An 18,533-nucleotide genomic window follows, 5' to 3' on the forward strand; every position below is an offset into this window, starting at 1 on the left:
CATCCCTCCCCCGAGGAGACGGGAACCCATGACAGTCACTTCCCCCACCCGTACGACCCGGGAGATCCGCAAGGACTTCCCGACCGACCTCTCCGCCTCCATCGCCGTCTTCCTGATCGCCCTGCCGCTCTCGCTCGGCATCGCCCTGGCCACGGGCGCCCCGCTCCAGGCGGGGCTGGTCGCCGCGGCGGTCGGCGGGATCGTCGGTGGGTGGCTCGGAGGCGCTCCGCTCCAGGTGAGCGGGCCCGCCGCCGGACTCACCGTGGTCACCGCCGAGTTGATCCAGCACTACGGATGGCGCACCACCTGCGCCATCACCGTGCTCGCCGGCGTGTGCCAGCTCGGCCTCGCCGCGCTGCGCACGGCACGGTCGGCGCTCATGGTCAGCCCCGCCATCGTGCACGGCCTGCTCGCCGGGATCGGCGTGACGATCGCCCTCGCCCAGCTGCACATCGTGCTCGGCGGCAACCCCCAGAGCTCTGCCGTGGCCAACGTCCTGGGTCTACCGGCCCAGTTGGCCGATCTGCACCCCGCGGCACTCGGCGTCAGCGCCCTGACCCTCGCCGTCCTGCTCGCCTGGCCCTGGCTGCCCGGACGGGCCGGCCGGGTCCTGCGCAAGGCCCCCGCCGCACTGGCCGCCGTGGCCGTGGCCACGCTCGCCGCCTCGATGTCCGGGCTCGCGCTGCCCCGGGTGGACCTGCCGTCCTGGCGCAGCCACGCCCTGCCCGAGCTGCCCGAGGGCCCCGTTCTCGGCATCCTCGCCGCCGTCCTGACCATCGCCCTGGTCGGCAGCGTGCAGTCCCTGCTCTCCGCGGTCGCGACGGACAAGCTGATCGCCTCCGAGCGGCGTACCGGCAACCGCCCGCCGCGCGCCGACCTCAACCGCGAGCTGTGGGGGCAGGGTGCGGCGAACATCGTCTCCGGCGCGCTCGGCGGACTGCCCGTCTCGGGCGTGGCCGTCCGAAGTGTGGCCAACGTCAAGTCCGGTGCGGTCAGTCGGAGATCGACCATGCTGCACGGCCTCTGGGTGGTGCTGGCGGCCGGTCTGCTCGTCCCGGTCCTCGACCTGATCCCGCTGGCCGCGCTGGCCGCCCTGGTGATGGCGGTCGGCGTGCAGATGGTCAGCATCACGCACCTGCGCAGTGTCACCCGGCACCGGGAGATCCTGGTCTACGTCACGACGATCGTCGCCGTGGTCCTCGGTGGGGTCCTCGAAGGTGTGGCCATCGGTATCGCGGTGGCCGTCGCGCTGGCCCTGCACCGCCTCGCCCGGACCCGGATCACCGTGGAACGCCTGGACGACGGGGTCCACCGGGTGCGTGCACGCGGCCAGTTGACCTTCCTCGCGGTGCCCCGGCTGAGCCGCGTGCTGAACCAGATCCCGCACGACGGGCACGCGGTGGTCGAGCTGGACGGCTCGTTCATGGACCACGCGGCCTACGAGACGCTGCACGACTGGCAGGCTTCCCATCTGGCACACGGGGGCTCGCTGGAGGTCACCGGCCGCGCCGGATCGTCCTCGCGACTGCCCGAGGCCGCGCCCATGACCACCCCCGAGGCCACGCCCGCCGAAAGGCCCGACGGCCGCCCCGCCGACACGAGCCACCACGGGGACCGGTCCCGCCGCGCGCCGCAGCGCGGGGTGCACCAGTGCTGCCGGCCCTGGACACCGTGGCAGAACCACTGCGCCCACCGCCCCGCGGGCACCCGTACGATCACCACCGCCGCCGCGGCCGAGGCAGCCGCGTCGGCCACCGAGGCGGAGGCCGAGGACCCCACCGAGCGGGCCGCCGCCGAGCAGGCCGGCCCGACCACGCGCCGACGGCGCGGCGCGGGCCAACTGGCCAGCGGGATCAGTGCCTTCCAGCGCGACACCGCGCCCCACGTGCGGGACGAGCTGGCCCGGCTGGCCCGCGAGGGGCAGCGGCCCTCCCAGCTCTTCCTGACCTGCGCGGACTCCCGCCTGGTGACCAGCATGATCACGGCCAGCGGCCCGGGCGACCTGTTCACGGTCCGCAATGTCGGCAATCTGGTCCCGCTGCCCGGCGCGGAGTCCACCGACGACTCGGTCGCCGCGGCGATCGAGTACGCCGTGGACGTGCTCCAGGTCGACAGCATCACGGTGTGCGGGCACTCGGGCTGCGGCGCCATGCAGGCACTGCTCTCGTCCACACCCGGCGCCCCGATGACCCCGCTGCGCCGCTGGCTGAAGCACGGGCTGCCCAGCTTGGAGCGGATGGCCAGCCGCCACCACGCCTGGGCCCGGATCTCGGGCCGACTCCCGGCGGACGCGGTGGAGCAGCTGTGTCTGACCAATGTGGTCCAGCAGCTGGAGCATCTGCGGGCCCACGAATCGGTGGCAAGGCGGCTCGCCGAGGGCACCCTGGAGCTGCACGGGATGTACTTCCACGTGGGCGAGGCGCAGGCGTATCTGCTGTCCGAGGGTGAGGACTTCTTCGACTGTCGGGTCTTCGACAGCGTGGGTCAGCACGCCTGAACCGATACCCTCCCGTAATCGTGCAATCGTTTGGCCCCTCCCCACCCACCACGGCGGGGAGGGGCCATTCGCACTCCGTTCTCGCGCGGGCCAGGTCGTGATATAGGTCTAAACCAATTCTCGGCTACCCCTTGTCACCTGGGCCGCTGACTGATGAGCTATGCCCGGGGACACAACGGACACCCTGGGAAAGGGAGATGTCGTGAGCAATGAGAGCCTGGCCAATCTGCTCAAGGAGGAGCGGCGGTTCGCACCGCCCGCCGATCTGGCCGCCGCCGCCAACGTGACCGAGGCTGCGTACGCACAGGCCGACGCGGACCGGCTGGGCTTCTGGGCCGAGCAGGCCCAGCGGCTGACCTGGGCCACCGAGCCGACCGAGACGCTCGACTGGACGAACCCGCCCTTCGCGAAGTGGTTCGCGGACGGCAAGCTCAACGTCGCGTACAACTGCGTGGACCGTCACGTCGAGGCGGGCAACGGCGACCGGGTCGCCATCCACTTCGAGGGCGAGCCCGGCGACAGCCGCGCGATCACCTACGCCGAGCTCAAGGACGAGGTCTCCAAGGCCGCCAACGCCCTGACCGAGCTGGGCGTCGAGGCCGGCGACCGGGTCGCCGTCTACCTCCCGATGATCCCCGAGGCGGTCGTCGCGATGCTCGCGTGCGCCCGCGTCGGCGCCGCGCACTCCGTGGTCTTCGGCGGCTTCTCCGCCGACGCCGTCGCCTCCCGCATCCAGGACGCCGACGCCAAGCTGGTCATCACCGCCGACGGCGGCTACCGCCGTGGCAAGCCCACCGCCCTGAAGCCCGCCATCGACGAGGCCGTCGCCAAGTGTCCGCAGGTCGAGCACGTGCTCGTCGTGCGCCGCACCGGCCAGGACACCGCCTTCACCGAGGGCCGCGACGTCTGGTGGCACGAGGTGGTCGGCCGGCAGTCCACCGAGCACACCCCGCGGCCCTTCGACGCCGAGCACCCGCTCTTCATCCTGTACACCTCGGGGACCACGGGTAAGCCCAAGGGCATCCTGCACACTTCCGGCGGCTACCTCACCCAGGCCGCGTACACCCACCACGCGGTCTTCGACCTGAAGCCGGAGACCGACGTCTACTGGTGCACCGCCGACATCGGCTGGGTGACCGGGCACTCCTACATCGTCTACGGGCCGCTCGCGAACGGCGCCACCCAGGTGATGTACGAGGGCACCCCCGACACCCCGCACCAGGGGCGGTTCTGGGAGGTCGTCCAGAAGTACGGCGTCACCATCCTCTACACGGCGCCCACGGCCATCCGTACGTTCATGAAGTGGGGCGACGACATCCCCGCGAAGTTCGACCTGTCGAGCCTGCGCGTGCTGGGCTCGGTCGGCGAGCCGATCAACCCCGAGGCCTGGATCTGGTACCGCAAGCACATCGGCGGCGACCGCTGCCCGATCGTGGACACCTGGTGGCAAACCGAGACCGGCGCGATGATGATCTCCCCGCTGCCGGGCGTCACCGCCACCAAGCCGGGCTCCGCACAGCGCGCCCTGCCCGGAATCTCCGCCACCGTCGTGGACGACGAGGCGCACGAGGTACCGAACGGTGGGGGCGGCTACCTGGTCCTCACCGAGCCGTGGCCGTCGATGCTGCGCACCATCTGGGGCGACGACCAGCGGTTCATCGACACCTACTGGTCCCGCTTCGAGGGCAAGTACTTCGCCGGTGACGGCGCCAAGAAGGACGACGACGGCGACATCTGGCTGCTCGGCCGGGTGGACGACGTGATGCTGGTGTCCGGCCACAACATCTCGACCACCGAGGTCGAGTCGGCGCTCGTCTCGCACCCGTCGGTCGCCGAGGCGGCCGTGGTCGGCGCGAACGACGAGACCACCGGTCAGGCCATCGTCGCCTTCGTCATCCTGCGCGGCAGCGCCTCCGAGACCGAGAGCCTGGTCGCGGAACTGCGCAACCACGTGGGCAGCACGCTGGGCCCGATCGCCAAGCCGAAGCGGATCCTGCCGGTCCAGGAGCTGCCGAAGACCCGCTCGGGCAAGATCATGCGCCGTCTGCTGCGCGACGTGGCGGAGAACCGCGCGGTCGGTGACGTCACCACGCTCGCCGACTCCTCGGTCATGGACCTGATCCAGAGCAAGCTGCCGGCAGCCGGCAGCGAGGACTGAGACACACCGAAAGGGGCACCCGGCGCGCCGCGCCGCGTGCCCCTTTCGCACTTAAAGTGATGATCGCCGGATACGTCCTCGCGTACGCCCTGTAAAGTATTCAAAGCGTAAAGAAAGACCACAGGGTGCGCCGGGAAGTCTGGTCGGCAATGTGTTTCGCCATGCCGTCCAACCGCCCCCCGGAGGTCCCCCTCGTGGCCGCGCCCAGCCCCACCGACCACCAGAGCCGCAAGCTGCTCGGTCGCCTCTCCCTGCCCGAGCTCCGCTTCGTCGGCGATGCCCTGCGCACCGAGACCGTCGGCGGCGTGCTGCTCCTCGTGGCCGCGATCGCCGCCCTCCTGTGGGCGAACATCCCCGCCATCTCCCAGAGCTATTCCAGCGTCGCGTCCTTCCACATCGGCCCCGCCGCGCTCGGCCTGGACCTCTCGCTCCAGCACTGGGCGGCCGACGGACTCCTCGCCATCTTCTTCTTCGTCGCCGGCATCGAGCTCAAGCGCGAACTCGTCGCGGGCGATCTGCGCGATGCCCGGGCCGCCGCCCTCCCGGTGATCGCCGCCCTGTGCGGCATGGCCGTACCCGCGGTGGTGTACCTCGTCGTCAACATCCTGGGCAACGGCTCCACGGACGGCTGGGCCGTCCCGACCGCCACCGACATCGCCTTCGCGCTCGCCGTCCTCGCCGTCATCGGCACCTCGCTGCCGTCCGCCCTGCGCGCCTTCCTGCTGACCCTCGCGGTCGTCGACGACCTCTTCGCCATCCTGATCATCGCGGTGTTCTTCACCAGCGACATCGACTTCCTCGCGCTCGGCGGCGCGTTCGTGGGCCTGGCCCTCTTCTGGTTCCTGCTCCGCCGCGAGGTGCGCGGTTGGTACATCTACGTTCCGCTCGCCCTGGTCATCTGGGGCCTGATGTACAACAGCGGCGTCCACGCCACCATCGCCGGCGTGGCCATGGGCCTGATGCTCCGCTGCACCCGCCGTGAGGGCGAGCGGCAGTCCCCCGGCGAACACATCGAGCACCTGGTCCGGCCGCTGTCGGCCGGTCTCGCCGTACCGCTCTTCGCCCTCTTCTCCGCCGGCGTCTCCCTCTCCGACAAGGCCATCGCCCAGGTGTTCACCCGGCCCGAGGCCCTCGGCGTGGTGCTCGGCCTCGTCGTCGGCAAGGCCGTGGGCATCTTCGGCGGCACCTGGCTGGCCGCTCGCTTCACCAAGGCGGAACTGAACGAGGACCTCGCCTGGCCGGACGTGCTCGCCGTGGCCTCGCTCGCCGGCATCGGCTTCACCGTCTCCCTCCTGATCGGTGAACTGGCCTTCGCCGACGATGCCGTCCTCACCTCCGAGGTCAAGGCCGCCGTCCTGATCGGCTCCCTGATCGCCGCCGTGATCGCGTGCGTCATGCTCAAGCTCCGCAACCGCAAGTACCGGGCGCTCACCGAGGCCGAGGAGCGCGACGATGACCACGACGGCATCCCGGACATCTACGAGGAGCACAACCCCGAGTACCACCTGCGGATGGCACGGATCTACGAGGACCGGGCCGCGGATCACCGCCGCAGGGCCGAGGAGGCGGCGGCCGCCGCGCTGCAAACGGCAGCCGGGTCCACCGCCGAGGGCGACCGTCCGGCATGATCTGACTGACGACGCAGGACAGCCGCGCCGCCCGGCAGCAGACGACAGAGGGAGAGAGCGATGAGCGCAGTGGACCAAGAGGCGCAGGGAGCCGAGCGCACACTCGGCCAACTGGTCGCCTCGGCCACCGCCGAGATGTCCGCGCTGGTGCACGACGAGATCGCGCTCGCCAAGGCGGAGATCCGCCAGGACGTCAAGCGCGTGGGCAGCGGCTCCGCCTCGATGGTGGCCGCCGGAGTGCTCGCGCTCTTCTCCGTCCCGGTGCTGACCTTCGCCGCGGCGTACGGGATCCACAATCTCGGGCTCGGACTCGCGTGGTCCTTCCTCATCGTCGGCGGCGCGTTCCTGCTGATCGCGGGCCTGCTCGTGCTGATCGGCGTACGCAAGTTCAAGAAGGTCAAGCCGCCGGAGAAGTCCATCGCCTCCGTCAAGCAGACCGCCGCGCTGGTCCAGACCGTCAAGCCGCACCCGCGGCCGGTGAGTGACAATGCTGTGGGTGTGGCACGCTCGTCCTCATGACAGCGCCCACGCCGGACCCCAGCGTTCCTCCCACAGCTGCCACGGCGGTACGGCTCGACCTTCCGGGCGCGCGGCCGGTGATGCACCGGGACGTCGCCGCGAACGGCGCCCGCTTCCACGTCGCCGAGCTGGGTGACGGGCCGCTGGTGCTGCTGCTGCACGGCTTCCCGCAGTTCTGGTGGACCTGGCGGCACCAGATGACCGCGCTCGCCGACGCCGGGTACCGGGCGGTCGCGATGGACCTGCGCGGGGTGGGCGGCAGCGACCGCACCCCGCGCGGCTACGACCCCGCCAACCTGGCGCTCGACATCACCGGAGTCGTACGGTCCCTCGGCGAGCCGGACGCCGCGCTCGTCGGGCACGACCTGGGCGGATACCTCGCCTGGACGGCGGCCGTGATGCGGCCCAAGCTGGTGCGTCGACTCGTGGTCTCCTCCATGCCGCATCCGCGCCGCTGGCGCTCGGCGATGCTGTCCGATTTCGGTCAGACCCGGGCGAGTTCACACATCTGGGGCTTCCAGCGGCCGTTCGTTCCCGAGCGGCAGCTCGTCGCCGACGGTGGGGCGCTCGTAGGGGAGCTGATCCGGGACTGGTCGGGACCGCGGCCGCCCGAGGACGAGGATCTGGCCGTGTACCGGCGGGCCATGTGCATCCCGTCCACCGCGCACTGCTCGATCGAGCCCTACCGCTGGATGATGCGGTCGATGGCGCGGCCCGACGGGATCCAGTTCAACCGACGGATGAAGCGCCCGGTGCGAGTTCCGACGCTGCATCTGCACGGTTCGCTGGACCCGGTGATGCGTACGCGCAGCGCGGCCGGTTCCGGGGAGTACGTCGAAGCCCCGTACCGGTGGCGGCTGTTCGACGGACTCGGGCACTTCCCGCACGAGGAGGACCCGGTCGCCTTCTCGTCCGAGCTGGTCAACTGGCTCAAGGACCCCGAGCCGGACCGCTGACGGGACGCCAGGTCACCCCGCTGCCCGAGCGCGCCGCGCGACCGCCGACGGAACGAGCCTCGGAACCGGTGACCGCCCCCTGAAAGGACGGGAGTTCGGTCGTGTGCTTGTCCTACGAGCATTCAATTGCCCGGCGCATAGGCCAATTGGCCGTCCCTGACGAGGTTACGGACCTTGGGGCACGGGCAGAGGTCGGAGTATGAGCTGGACGCACGACTACGGTGACACCGCGCACGAACGCCGCTCGGCAGCTACGCCGGGCACCTACGAGAGGGCCGGCCGACACGGCCACGACCCCCGCCTCGGGATTCCGCTCATCCTGCGCCGACGGGCCCGCTGGGTCTCCGCGCGCCTGCGCCATCCACGGACGTAGGGACCCGGCGGGAGCCTCGGCTCAGAGGGCGCAGCCCTGGCTGTCGACCCTACGTACGGCGTTCTGGCCGACCCGGATGTCGTCGCGGATCTCGTCCACCGTCAGCACGTAACCGGTGTTGGGGTCGTCGAGGGACTTCGCGAAGACCACGCCGTACACCTTGCCGTCGGGCGTCAGCAGCGGTCCGCCGGAGTTGCCCTGGCGGACCGTCGCGTACAGCGAGTAGACGTCCCGTCGCACGGTGCCCCGGTGGTAGATGTCCGGGCCGTTCGCGTTGATCCGACCACGGACACGGGCCGATCGGACGTCGTACCCGCCGTTCTCCGGGAAGCCCGCGACGATCGCGTCGTTGCCGCTCGCCGCGTCCTTCTCGGAGAACTCCAGCACCGGGGCCTTCAACTTCGGCACGTCCAGGACGGCGATGTCGCGCGCCCAGTCGTAGAGCACGACCTTGGCGTCGTACAGCTTGCCCTCGCCGCCGATCTGCACGGTCGGCTCGCTGACCCCACCGACCACGTGCGCGTTGGTCATCACCTTGCCAGGGGCGAAGACGAAGCCGGTGCCCTCCAGCACCTTGCTGCAGCTGGGCGCGGTGCCGACGACCTTCACGATCGAGCGCTTCGCGACCTCGGCGACGGGGCTGCCGGCGAGCGTCGGGTCGGGCGCCTTGACCTCGGTGATCGGCTCGTTGGAGAACGGGCTGAACACCTGGGGGAAGCCGCTGCGCGCGAGGGTGGAACTGAAGTCCGAGAACCAGGTGTCCGCCTGGTCGGGCAGCACCCGCGACACGCCGAGAAGGACCTTGGAGTTACGGACCTCCTTGCCCACGCTGGGCAACGCGGTCTGAGCGACCAGCAGCCCGATCAGCCACGCCACGAGCAGCATCGCGACCACGTTGACCAGGGCACCGCCGGTCGCGTCGAGCGCGCGCGCCGGTGACCAGGTGATCTTGCGGCGGAGTCTGCTCCCGAGATGGGTCGTCAGTGCCTGGCCGATCGAGGCGAAGATGATGATCACGACCACGGAGATCACGACGACCGTGGTGGACACCTGGGTGCCGTTGTCCGTCACCCGGTCCCAGACCAACGGGAGCAGGGACACGGCGATGAGACCGCCGCCGAGGAAGCCGATCACCGACAGGATGCCGACGACGAACCCCTGGCGGTAGCCGACGATCGCGAACCATACGGCGGCGAGCAGCAACAGGATGTCCAGCACGTTCACGTGGGCCACCGTCTCATGCGCGCCAGTCGAGCGGGACCTGCCGTGAGCGGTCCCACGGACGCTCCCAACCCGCGAAATGAAGAATCCGGTCGATCACCCCGGCGGTGAATCCCCAGACCAGAGCCGATTCGACGGTGAATCCCGGCCCCAGGTGGCCGCTCGGATGAACCGTCGTGACCCGGTGTTCGGGGTCAGTGAGATCGGCCACGGGAACCGTGAACACCCGCGCCGTCTCGGCCAGGTCCACGGCTCCGACCGGGCTGGGGTCGCGCCACCAGCCGAGGACCGGGGTCACGACGAACTCGCTGACCGGGATGTAGAGCCGGGGCAGCACGCCGAAGAGCTGGACACCGGAGGGATCCAGGCCGGTCTCCTCCTCGGCCTCGCGCAGCGCGGCGCGCAGCGGGCCGGTGGTGTGCGGATCGCCGTCCGCCGGATCCAACGCGCCGCCGGGGAAGGACGGCTGGCCCGCGTGCGAGCGCAGGGTGCCGGCGCGCTCCATCAGGAGCAGTTCGGGGCCGCGGGAGCCCTCCCCGAAGAGGACGAGCACGGCGGACTGCCGGCCGCGGCCGTCCTCGGGCGGCAGGAACCGGCTCAGCTGCCCCGGCTGGACGGACCGGGCCGCCTCGACGACGGGGTCGAGCCATGCGGGCAGGCCGTCGGTGGTGACGGTCGGGCCGCCACCCTCGCGGGCTCCCACCGTGGTTCCGGTCTCGTCCCGTGTACCGCGCGTCATAGGCACCTCTGTCCGCGTCGTCCTGTCAAGCGCCGTCTCCCACACCGCAAACGCGGTCCGGGTACAGATTCGTTCCTGAGCCCCCGGGTCCACCGGGCCGCACACCCCCGCAGCCCCGCCTCCCACGTCCTTCCCGCCCCTCCCCCGCCACTGCCGCCCCACCGGCCCCGTAGGACCGCTACGGGGCGGCCACGGCCCCGCCCAGCGGCGGGGCGGGGAGGCCCGGGTAGTCCGGGGGCGGGGTCAGCCGCTGGCCGGGCTGACCGCCCTTCTCGTACTTGAGCAGCTTCTTCGCCTTCTCCGGGTCGGTCTCGCCCTCCCCGTACGCCGGGCAGAGCGGAGCGATCGGGCAGGCCCCGCAGGCGGGCTTGCGCGCATGGCAGATCCGGCGGCCGTGGAAGACGACCCGGTGCGAGAGCATGGTCCACTCGCTCTTCGGGAAGATCGCGCAGATTTCCGCCTCGACCTTCTCCGGGTCCTCCTGCTCGGTCAGCTTCCAGCGGCGCACCAGCCGGCCGAAATGGGTGTCGACCGTGATGCCCGGGACACCGAACGCGTTGCCGAGCACCACGTTCGCGGTCTTGCGGCCCACGCCGGGCAGCGTCACCAGGTCCTCGATCCGTCCCGGCACCTCCCCGCCGAAGTTGTCCCGCAGGGCCTGCGAGAGGCCGAGCAGGGACCTCGACTTGGCCCGGAAGAACCCGGTCGGCCGGATCAGCTCCTCCAGATCCTCGGGGGCGGCCGCGGCCATGTCCTCGGGGGTCGGGTAGGCCGCGAAGAGGGCCGGGGTCGTCTGGTTCACCCGCAGATCGGTGGTCTGGGCGGACAGCACCGTCGCGACGAGCAGCTCGAAGGGATTGCGGAAGTCGAGCTCCGGATGGGCGTACGGATAGATCTCGGCCAGCTCGCGGTTGATGCGCCGCGCCCTGCGCACCATGGCCAGGCGGGATTCCGACGTGGCGGACTTCGGTTTCTTGGCCGAAACTTTGCTTTGAGGGGTGGCAGCGACCCTCGCGGGCGTCTTCACTGGGACATGTTCGCCCACGGCTGAATTTGGGGGCTCCGTCACTCCGCCGGACCCCTTGGCCTGTGCTCTCACCGGCTTATTGGACACCCGGCCAGCCTAAGGCCGCCCGCTGACACCCGCCCGGACCTCAGGTAACACCACTCCGATTGGCTTCCCACCACACAGCACGCCCGTCCGTCCGGCATCCTTGTGATTGATCGCACTGATAGAGCCGTCCGGCAAAATGGGGAGCATCGGTCCCCCTGAGCCGGTCGACATAGGAGAGAGACTCGTGGACGACGTTCTGCGGCGCGCCCCGCTCTTCGCGGCGCTCGATGACGAGCAGGCCGCGGAGCTCCGCGCCTCCATGGGCGAGGTGACCCTCGCACGCGGTGACGCCCTGTTCCACGAGGGCGACCCCGGAGACCGGCTGTATGTCGTGACCGAGGGCAAGGTGAAGCTCCACCGCACCTCCCCCGACGGCCGCGAGAACATGCTGGCCGTCCTCGGCCCCGGCGAGCTGATCGGTGAGCTGTCGCTCTTCGACCCGGGCCCGCGTACCGCCACCGCCACCGCACTGACCGAGGTCAAGCTCCTCGGCCTCGGCCACGGTGACCTCCAGCCCTGGCTCAACGCCCGGCCCGAGGTCGCGACCGCGCTGCTGCGCGCCGTCGCCCGCCGCCTGCGCAAGACCAACGACCAGATGTCCGACCTGGTCTTCTCCGACGTTCCCGGCCGTGTGGCGCGGGCGCTCCTCGACCTGTCGCGCCGCTTCGGCGTGCAGTCGGAGGAGGGCATCCACGTGGTCCACGACCTGACGCAGGAGGAGCTCGCACAGCTCGTCGGCGCCTCGCGCGAGACCGTGAACAAGGCCCTGGCCGACTTCGCGGGCCGCGGCTGGCTGCGCCTGGAGGCCCGTGCGGTCATCCTGCTGGACGTGGAGCGCCTCGCGAAGCGCTCCCGCTGACGCCGGCAACAGCCGTTCGAAGGGGTCCTGTCCGCCCGGGCAGGACCCCTTCGCGTGTCCCGGCCCGACCGCACCAGCGGGCCCGACCGCATCCACGGGCACGACCGCGCCTTCGGGCCCGACCGTCGCCGCGGGCTCGACCTGACGACGCACGGCGTCGGCTCGGCCGCCCCGGACGGACGGCCAGGCACAGTGGAGGCATGGAGCACAGAGGGCTGGACGCGTCCGGGTACTTCGAGCGGGAGGGGTCCCTCGGACGGGTGCAGAGGGAGTTCAAGGGGGTCGTGGCGGCCGCGCGGGCCCGGACCGCCGAGGCGTACGGCCGACGGCTGCACAGCGCGTACCTCTACGGGTCCGTGCCCCGCGGGACGGCCCGGCCCGGGCGGTCCGACCTCGATCTGCTGCTCGTGCTGCACCATGAGCCCTCCGACGAGGACCGGGACACCGCCGAGGTGCTCGCCCGCGGGCTCGACGAGGACTTCCCCGAGGTCGACGGGGTCGGCATCCTGCTCCAGGACAAGGACGCCGTGCTGAGCGAGGCGGAACGATTCGACCTGGGGTGGTTCCTCGCCTGCCTGTGCACCCCGCTGCTCGGCGCGGACCTGGCCGAGCACCTGCCGCGCTACCGGCCGGACAGCCTGCTCGCCCGCGAGACCAACGGCGACCTGGCCGAGCTGCTGCCCCGGTGGCGCACCCGGGTACGGGAGGCCTCGACCCCCGAGGAGTACCGGACGCTGAGCCGGATCATCTCCCGCCGCCTGGTGCGCACGGCCTTCACGCTGGTCATGCCGCGGTGGGGCGGTTGGACCAGCGACCTCGGCGAATCCGCGGAGATCTTCGGCATGTACTACCCGGAACGCGCGGCGCAGGTGGAGGCCGCGGCCGCCGTCGCCCTGGATCCCGTCGCGGACCCGCAGGTGCTGCGGGGGTACGTCGAGGACCTGGGGCCGTGGCTGGCGGACGAGTACACGGCCCGGCACGGGACGAAGACACCGCGCCGGGGCTGAGCGCCGGCCTGGAGCCGGGGCCGGAGCCGGGGCCGGCCGGAGCCGGATCGAGCCTTCCGGCCGCATCAGGCCTTCTCGGCCGGGGTCAGGCCTTCTCGGCCTCGGCGAGGCGGTCGACGGCCAGCTTGGCCTCCGCCAGACCCGCGCCGGTGATCCGGCGGTACTCCTTGATCGCCGAGATGTGTCGGTCGGCCCTGAGGTGGGCGCGTACCTCGTCCATCCCCGCCGGCTCCGGCTCCTCGATGCCGAAGTGGTCCAGCACCAGGGCCAGACGGCGCTCCATGCGGTCCGCCTTGTTCTGGAGGCTCTGCACCCGGAGGGTCACCGTAGAGGTGATCCACCCGGCCGTCGCGACCAGCACGACCAACAGGAACACGGTGTTCATTCAGGCCCTCCCGGGATCAGTCCGTGATCTTGAAGGTACTCCAGCTGCGCCCGGACGGACCATTCCGCGGCCGGCCACAGGGAGCGGTCCACGTCCGCGTAGACCTGGGCGACGACCGCCTCCGGGGTCAGGCAGCCGTTCTCCACGGCGGTCTCGACCTGCGCGAGCCGGTGGGCACGATGGGCCAGGTAGTACTCGACGGCTCCCTGCGCGTCCTCCAGGACCGGCCCGTGGCCGGGCAGGACGGTGTGCACCCCGTCGTCCACGGTGAGCGAGCGCAGCCGGCGCAGCGAGTCCAGGTAGTCACCGAGGCGGCCGTCGGGATGCGCGACGACGGTGGTGCCGCGCCCCAGGATGGTGTCGCCGGTCAGTACGGCCCGGTCGGCGGGCAGGTGGAAGCAGAGCGAGTCGCTGGTGTGGCCGGGGGTCGGCACCACCCGCAGCTCCAGCCCGCCGGTCCGGATCACGTCCCCGGCGGCCAGGCCCTCGTCGCCGAGGCGCAGGGCCGGATCCAGGGCGCGGACCTTCGTACGGGTGAGCTCGGCGAACCGGCCGGCGCCCTCGGCGTGGTCGGGGTGGCCGTGGGTGAGCAGGGTGAGCGCGATCCGCTTGCCCGCCCGCTCGGCGGTGGCGATGACCGCCCGCAGGTGTATGTCGTCCAGCGGGCCGGGATCGATCACGACGGCGAGGTCGGACCCGGGCTCGGACACCAGCCAGGTGTTGGTGCCGTCGAGGGTCATCGCGGAGGCGTTGGGGGCCAGGACGTTCACGGCGCGGGCGGTCGCCGGGCCGGAGGTGACGATTCCGCGGGGCTGTCCGGGCAGTGCGGCGGCGTCGGTCATGCGGGGCCTCCGGGACCTGCGGGACGCCCGGGTCGGACGCGCTTGGTGAACTCCTCGTGCCCCGGCCAGCTGAGCACCAGCTCACCGTCCTCCAGCGTGGCCTGGGCCAGCACCGGGGCGAGGTCCTGCTCGGCCGCGGCGGCGAGCGCGCCCGCGGCGCTCCCGTACGGCTCCAGCGACCGCAGCGTGGAGATGGTGGGCGGCATCATCAGCAGCTCGCCCTTGTCGTAGCCGGCGGCCGCGTCGGCGGGGCGGATCCACACGGTCCGGTCGGCCTCGGTGGAGGCGTTGCGGGTGCGTTGGCCCTCGGGGAGGGCGGCGACGAAGAACCAGGTGTCGTAGCGGCGCGGCTCGAACTCGGGGGTGATCCAGCGCGCCCAGGCACCCAGCAGGTCCGAGCGCAGCCGCAGGCCGCGGCGGTCGAGGAACTCCGCGAAGGACAGCTCCCGCGCCACGAGGGCCTGCCGGTCCGCCTCCCAGTCGTCCCCGGTCGTGTCACCGACGATCTCGTCCGGGGTCTGCCCGGCGAGCAGGACGCCCGCCTCCTCGAAGGTCTCCCGTACGGCGCCGCAGACGATGGCCTGCGCGGTGAGGGGATCCGTTCCGAGCCGGGCCGCCCAGTCCTCCCGGGAGGGGCCCGCCCAGCCGACCTGGTGCTCCTCGTCGCGCGGATCGACCCCGCCGCCCGGATAGGCGTACGCGCCCCCGGCGAAGGCCATGGAGGCCCGCCTGCGCAGCATGTGCACGGCGGGACCCTCGGGGGTGTCGCGCAGGAGCATCACGGTGGCGGCGCGCCGCGGATCCACCGGGACGAGCGAGCCGTCCGCGAGCGCGCGGATGCGGTCGGGCCACTCCGGCGGGTACCACTGGCCTCCGGCGGAGGGCTGCTGCTGACCATGCTGACCATTCGGCATGGCCGGATGCTACGGCCATCCGGCCCGATGTTCGAGGGTCACCCGTCGCGGGTGGCCGACACGTCGGACCCGCGCGGGTGGCCGGCGCGGGCGATCCCGTGCCCGGAGCGGACGCGGAACGGGCCGGGACGCGCGCGTGCGCGAGCCGGCCCGTCCTCGCGGAAGCCACCCTGAAGGGCTCAGGCTCCGGCGACCAGTTCCACCTGGATCTCGACCTCGACCGGGGCGTCCAGCGGCAGGACCGCCACGCCGACGGCGCTGCGGGCGTGGACGCCCTTCTCGCCGAGGACCTCGCCCAGCAGCTCGCTCGCACCGTTCAGCACGCCGGGCTGGGCCGTGAAGTCGGGGGCGGAGGCGACGAAGCCGACGACCTTCACGACACGCGCGATCTTGTCGAGGTCACCGACGACCGACTTGACGGCGGCCAGGGCGTTCAGCGCGCAGATCGCCGCCAGCTCCTTGGCCTGCTCCGCCGAGACCTCGGCGCCGACCTTGCCGGTGATCGGCATGCTGCCCTTGACCATCGGGAGCTGGCCCGCGGTGAAGACGTACGATCCCGACCGCACGGCGGGCTGGTACGCGGCCAGCGGCGGGACGACGGCCGGGAGCGTCAGGCCGAGCTCGGCCAGCTTCGCCTCTACGGCGCTCATGCCTTCTCCCGCTTGAGGTAGGCCACGAGCTGCTCGGGGTTGTTCGGGCCGGGCACGACCTGGACGAGCTCCCAGCCGTCCTCGCCCCAGGTGTCCAGGATCTGCTTGGTGGCGTGAACCAGCAGCGGGACCGTCGCGTATTCGAACTTCTTGGTCATGGGAGCGAGGGTAGTGCCTGTCGTGCGGGCCGCATGCCGCCCCCGGAACCGACGGCCGGGCACCTCACCCGAGCAGGCGCCGAGCCGCCCCGACACGGCCCCCGACACGGCCCCGACCGGAGCCGGTGCGGGCCGGACGTAACGGAGCTCACCCCCGAACACTCCGGCAGAACCACCCGGCACCACCGGAGTCGAACCCGAGGAATTAGGCTCGGACGCTGTGAGCAGGCTCCAGGTGGTCAGCGGCAAGGGCGGCACCGGCAAGACCACGGTCGCCGCAGCACTCGCGCTTGCCCTCGCACGCGAGGGCGGCCGGACTCTTCTGGTGGAGGTCGAGGGCAGGCAGGGGCTCGCGCAGCTCTTCGGCGCCGAGGCACTCCCCTACGAGGAACGGAAGATCGCCGTGGCGCCCGGCGGGGGCGGTGAGGTCTACGCGCTCGCCATCGACGCCGAACGGGCGCTGCTGGACTACCTCCAGATGTTCTACAAGCTCGGCTCGGCCGGCCGCGCGCTCAAGAAGCTCGGCGCCATCGACTTCGCGACGACCATCGCCCCCGGACTGCGCGACGTGCTGCTGACCGGCAAGGCGTGCGAGGCGGTACGGCGCAAGGACAAGGCCGGCCGGTTCGTCTACGACCACGTGATCATGGACGCGCCGCCGACCGGGCGGATCACCCGGTTCCTGAACGTCAACGACGAGGTGGCGGGCCTGGCCCGGTTCGGGCCGATCCACAACCAGGCCCAGGCCGTCATGAAGGTGCTCAAGTCCCCCGAGACCGCCGTGCACCTGGTCACCCTCCTGGAGGAGATGCCCGTCCAGGAGACCGCGGACGGCATCGAGGAACTGCGCCGGGCCGGACTGCCCGTCGGGCGGGTCGTCGTGAACATGGTCCGACCGCACCACCTGGACGAGGACACCCTGCGCACCGCGGCCGGCGACCACCGCGCCGAGGTGGCGAAGTCGCTGTCCCGGGCGGGTCTCGGCGGGGCACGGCGCGGCGGGCTGGCCGAGCGGCTGGTGGACCCGCTGCTCACGCAGGCCGCCGAGCACGCGAGCCGGGTGGAGCTGGAGCGCGCGCAGCGCTCCGTACTGGCGGGGCTGGACCTGCCGACGTACGAACTGCCGCTGCTCGGCGCGGGGATGGATCTGGCCGGGCTCTACGCCCTGGCCAAGGAGTTGCGGAAGCAGTCGGTGGCCGAATGAGCGAGGGGGTGGACACCGTGGGCATGGACACTCCGCCGCGGCTGGCGGTCGACCGGCTGTTGGACGACCGGGAGACCCGGATCATCGTGTGCTGCGGGGCGGGCGGGGTCGGCAAGACCACCACGGCCGCCGCCCTCGGCGTACGGGCGGCCGGGCGCGGGCGCAAGGCCGTCGTCCTCACCATCGACCCGGCGCGGCGGCTCGCGCAGTCGATGGGGATCGACTCGCTGGACAACACCCCGCGCAAGGTGGAGACCGTAGGGACGGGCGACGGCGAACTGCACGCCATGATGCTGGACATGAAGCGGACCTTCGACGAGATCGTCGAGGCGCACGCGGACGGCGAGCGGGCCCGGGCGATCCTCGCGAACCCCTTCTACCAGTCCCTGTCGGCCGGCTTCGCGGGCACGCAGGAGTACATGGCGATGGAGAAGCTGGGGCAGCTGCGGGCCCAGGACGACTGGGACCTGATCATCGTCGACACCCCGCCGAGCCGGTCCGCGCTGGACTTCCTGGACGCGCCGAAGCGACTCGGGTCCTTCCTGGACGGGAAGTTCATCCGGGTACTGATGGCTCCGGCGAAGGTGGGCGGCCGGGCCGGGATGAAGTTCCTGAATGTCGGCATGTCGATGATGACCGGCACCCTCAGCAAGCTGATGGGGGCCTCTCTGCTGAAAGACGTCCAGACCTTCGTGGCCGCGATGGACACGATGTTCGGCGGCTTCCGCACGCGCGCGGACGCCACCTTCCGGCTGCTGCAGGCTCCCGGCACGGCCTTTTTGGTGGTCGCCGCGCCCGAGCCGGACGCCCTGCGCGAGGCGGCGTACTTCGTGGAGCGGCTGGCCGCGGACCGCATGCCGCTGGCCGGTCTGGTACTGAACCGGGTGCACGGCAGTGGCGCCGACCAGCTGTCCGCCGAAAGGGCGTTGGCCGCGGCAGAGAATCTTGAAGAAGGCGGCATTGTCGATCAGGAGTCCGGGAAAGCTGGACTTCGTGACTCGGGCTCGGAACCCACCGAGCCCGCCGAAACCACCCGGACCGCGAACCCTCCCGAGACAGGCTCCCCCGGCGCCGAAGGCGACACCGCGGTCGTCGACCGGATCACGGCAGGACTGCTGCGCCTGCACGCGGAACGCATGCAGGTGATCGCGCGTGAACGGCGCACACGCGATCGCTTCACCTCGTTGCACCCCGAAGTGGCGGTGGCGGAGGTGACCGCCCTGCCCGGCGATGTGCACGACCTCGCCGGGCTACGGGCCATCGGAGAACGACTCGCGGCCGGGGTACCGGCCGGAGCGTAGGCGTTCGT

At 71.6% G+C, this 18,533-nt stretch carries 18 protein-coding genes; 10 read left to right on the forward strand and 8 right to left on the reverse strand.

Annotated elements, in window-relative coordinates; all coding sequences use genetic code 11:
- Positions 1 to 28: 28 nt before the first annotated feature.
- From ACGFYY_RS16900 to ACGFYY_RS16925, 6 genes are all read left to right on the forward strand, one after another.
- Positions 29 to 2,497 carry a SulP family inorganic anion transporter gene (locus ACGFYY_RS16900; protein ID WP_393710116.1) on the forward strand — a complete coding sequence of 823 codons (2,469 nt, stop codon included), beginning with the start codon at positions 29 to 31 and terminating at the stop codon, positions 2,495 to 2,497.
- 160 nt (positions 2,498 to 2,657) lie between these two features.
- On the forward strand, positions 2,658 to 4,655 hold the full coding sequence (gene acs, locus ACGFYY_RS16905) for an acetate--CoA ligase (protein ID WP_393710118.1): 1,998 nt from the start codon (positions 2,658 to 2,660) through the stop codon (positions 4,653 to 4,655).
- A 161-nt stretch (positions 4,656 to 4,816) separates the two neighbouring features.
- Positions 4,817 to 6,283: a Na+/H+ antiporter NhaA gene (gene nhaA / locus ACGFYY_RS16910; RefSeq protein WP_393710120.1), complete on the forward strand. Its 1,467-nt coding sequence runs from the start codon at positions 4,817 to 4,819 to the stop codon at positions 6,281 to 6,283.
- A gap of 60 nt (positions 6,284 to 6,343) precedes the next feature.
- Positions 6,344 to 6,802 carry a phage holin family protein gene (locus ACGFYY_RS16915; protein WP_365266802.1) on the forward strand — a complete coding sequence of 153 codons (459 nt, stop codon included), beginning with the start codon at positions 6,344 to 6,346 and terminating at the stop codon, positions 6,800 to 6,802.
- Entirely contained in the window at positions 6,799 to 7,758 is a 960-nt protein-coding gene (locus ACGFYY_RS16920; RefSeq protein WP_365266801.1) for an alpha/beta hydrolase, read from the forward strand. The genes ACGFYY_RS16915 and ACGFYY_RS16920 overlap by 4 nt, the downstream gene beginning before the upstream one ends.
- Before the next feature lie 199 nt (positions 7,759 to 7,957).
- Positions 7,958 to 8,131, forward strand: a complete 174-nt coding sequence (locus tag ACGFYY_RS16925) for a hypothetical protein (RefSeq protein ID WP_167745540.1) — start codon at positions 7,958 to 7,960, stop codon at positions 8,129 to 8,131.
- A 21-nt stretch (positions 8,132 to 8,152) separates the two neighbouring features.
- Here the strand turns inward: ACGFYY_RS16925 and ACGFYY_RS16930 are convergent, their stop codons facing one another.
- From ACGFYY_RS16930 to nth, 3 genes are all read right to left on the reverse strand, one after another.
- Positions 8,153 to 9,355 (reverse strand): MarP family serine protease, encoded by a 1,203-nt coding sequence (locus ACGFYY_RS16930; protein WP_365266800.1) that lies wholly within the window; start codon positions 9,353 to 9,355, stop codon positions 8,153 to 8,155.
- A 13-nt stretch (positions 9,356 to 9,368) separates the two neighbouring features.
- The gene (locus ACGFYY_RS16935; RefSeq protein ID WP_365266798.1) at positions 9,369 to 10,091 is read right to left on the reverse strand and encodes a CoA pyrophosphatase; all 723 of its coding nucleotides are present in this window, start codon (positions 10,089 to 10,091) and stop codon (positions 9,369 to 9,371) included.
- A gap of 178 nt (positions 10,092 to 10,269) precedes the next feature.
- Entirely contained in the window at positions 10,270 to 11,118 is an 849-nt protein-coding gene (gene nth / locus ACGFYY_RS16940; RefSeq protein WP_393710124.1) for an endonuclease III, read from the reverse strand.
- 271 nt (positions 11,119 to 11,389) lie between these two features.
- On the opposite strand from nth, the gene ACGFYY_RS16945 reads away from it, so the two are divergent.
- Positions 11,390 to 12,064, forward strand: coding sequence for a Crp/Fnr family transcriptional regulator (locus ACGFYY_RS16945; RefSeq protein WP_003981529.1), 675 nt, complete (start codon positions 11,390 to 11,392; stop codon positions 12,062 to 12,064).
- 200 nt (positions 12,065 to 12,264) lie between these two features.
- Positions 12,265 to 13,071, forward strand: a complete 807-nt coding sequence (locus ACGFYY_RS16950; RefSeq protein ID WP_393710127.1) for a nucleotidyltransferase domain-containing protein — start codon at positions 12,265 to 12,267, stop codon at positions 13,069 to 13,071.
- Positions 13,072 to 13,156: 85 nt separating this feature from the next.
- Here ACGFYY_RS16950 and ACGFYY_RS16955 read toward each other — a convergent pair whose 3' ends face one another.
- From ACGFYY_RS16955 to ACGFYY_RS16975, 5 genes are all read right to left on the reverse strand, one after another.
- Complete coding sequence (locus ACGFYY_RS16955) at positions 13,157 to 13,456, reverse strand: hypothetical protein (RefSeq protein ID WP_030726713.1); 300 nt, start codon at positions 13,454 to 13,456, stop codon at positions 13,157 to 13,159.
- On the reverse strand, positions 13,453 to 14,298 hold the full coding sequence (locus tag ACGFYY_RS16960) for an MBL fold metallo-hydrolase (RefSeq protein WP_393710130.1): 846 nt from the start codon (positions 14,296 to 14,298) through the stop codon (positions 13,453 to 13,455). The genes ACGFYY_RS16955 and ACGFYY_RS16960 overlap by 4 nt, the downstream gene beginning before the upstream one ends.
- A complete protein-coding gene (locus ACGFYY_RS16965) occupies positions 14,295 to 15,212 on the reverse strand; it encodes an NUDIX hydrolase (RefSeq protein WP_365266791.1) in 918 nt (305 codons plus the stop codon). The genes ACGFYY_RS16960 and ACGFYY_RS16965 overlap by 4 nt, the downstream gene beginning before the upstream one ends.
- A 179-nt stretch (positions 15,213 to 15,391) precedes the next feature.
- Entirely contained in the window at positions 15,392 to 15,862 is a 471-nt protein-coding gene (locus tag ACGFYY_RS16970) for a RidA family protein (protein ID WP_365266789.1), read from the reverse strand.
- The gene (locus ACGFYY_RS16975; RefSeq protein WP_007264966.1) at positions 15,859 to 16,020 is read right to left on the reverse strand and encodes a DUF4177 domain-containing protein; all 162 of its coding nucleotides are present in this window, start codon (positions 16,018 to 16,020) and stop codon (positions 15,859 to 15,861) included. Before ACGFYY_RS16975 ends, ACGFYY_RS16970 begins: the two co-directional genes overlap by 4 nt.
- 220 nt (positions 16,021 to 16,240) lie before the next feature.
- Here ACGFYY_RS16975 and ACGFYY_RS16980 point away from each other — a divergent pair, with 220 nt between their 5' ends.
- The gene (locus tag ACGFYY_RS16980) at positions 16,241 to 17,224 is read left to right on the forward strand and encodes an ArsA family ATPase (RefSeq protein WP_393710133.1); all 984 of its coding nucleotides are present in this window, start codon (positions 16,241 to 16,243) and stop codon (positions 17,222 to 17,224) included.
- A complete protein-coding gene (locus ACGFYY_RS16985; protein WP_393710135.1) occupies positions 17,221 to 18,525 on the forward strand; it encodes an ArsA family ATPase in 1,305 nt (434 codons plus the stop codon). Before ACGFYY_RS16980 ends, ACGFYY_RS16985 begins: the two co-directional genes overlap by 4 nt.
- Positions 18,526 to 18,533: the final 8 nt, after the last annotated feature.

Origin of the sequence: Streptomyces sp. NPDC048331, from assembly GCF_043201215.1 — a bacterium.
GTDB lineage: Bacteria > Actinomycetota > Actinomycetes > Streptomycetales > Streptomycetaceae > Streptomyces.

What these genes read in the sequence shown, in the direction of transcription:
- ACGFYY_RS16900 (WP_393710116.1), top strand. Translation starts at nt 29, where the DNA reads ATGACAGTCACTTCCCCCACCCGTACGACCCGGGAGATCCGCAAGGAC.
- acs (WP_393710118.1), top strand. Translation starts at nt 2,658, where the DNA reads ATGCCCGGGGACACAACGGACACCCTGGGAAAGGGAGATGTCGTGAGC.
- nhaA (WP_393710120.1), top strand. Translation starts at nt 4,817, where the DNA reads ATGCCGTCCAACCGCCCCCCGGAGGTCCCCCTCGTGGCCGCGCCCAGC.
- ACGFYY_RS16915 (WP_365266802.1), top strand. Translation starts at nt 6,344, where the DNA reads ATGAGCGCAGTGGACCAAGAGGCGCAGGGAGCCGAGCGCACACTCGGC.
- ACGFYY_RS16920 (WP_365266801.1), top strand. Translation starts at nt 6,799, where the DNA reads ATGACAGCGCCCACGCCGGACCCCAGCGTTCCTCCCACAGCTGCCACG.
- ACGFYY_RS16925 (WP_167745540.1), top strand. Translation starts at nt 7,958, where the DNA reads ATGAGCTGGACGCACGACTACGGTGACACCGCGCACGAACGCCGCTCG.
- ACGFYY_RS16935 (WP_365266798.1), bottom strand. Translation starts at nt 10,091, where the DNA reads ATGACGCGCGGTACACGGGACGAGACCGGAACCACGGTGGGAGCCCGC.
- ACGFYY_RS16950 (WP_393710127.1), top strand. Translation starts at nt 12,265, where the DNA reads ATGGAGCACAGAGGGCTGGACGCGTCCGGGTACTTCGAGCGGGAGGGG.
- ACGFYY_RS16955 (WP_030726713.1), bottom strand. Translation starts at nt 13,456, where the DNA reads ATGAACACCGTGTTCCTGTTGGTCGTGCTGGTCGCGACGGCCGGGTGG.
- ACGFYY_RS16960 (WP_393710130.1), bottom strand. Translation starts at nt 14,298, where the DNA reads ATGACCGACGCCGCCGCACTGCCCGGACAGCCCCGCGGAATCGTCACC.
- ACGFYY_RS16965 (WP_365266791.1), bottom strand. Translation starts at nt 15,212, where the DNA reads ATGCCGAATGGTCAGCATGGTCAGCAGCAGCCCTCCGCCGGAGGCCAG.
- ACGFYY_RS16970 (WP_365266789.1), bottom strand. Translation starts at nt 15,862, where the DNA reads ATGAGCGCCGTAGAGGCGAAGCTGGCCGAGCTCGGCCTGACGCTCCCG.
- ACGFYY_RS16975 (WP_007264966.1), bottom strand. Translation starts at nt 16,020, where the DNA reads ATGACCAAGAAGTTCGAATACGCGACGGTCCCGCTGCTGGTTCACGCC.
- ACGFYY_RS16985 (WP_393710135.1), top strand. Translation starts at nt 17,221, where the DNA reads ATGAGCGAGGGGGTGGACACCGTGGGCATGGACACTCCGCCGCGGCTG.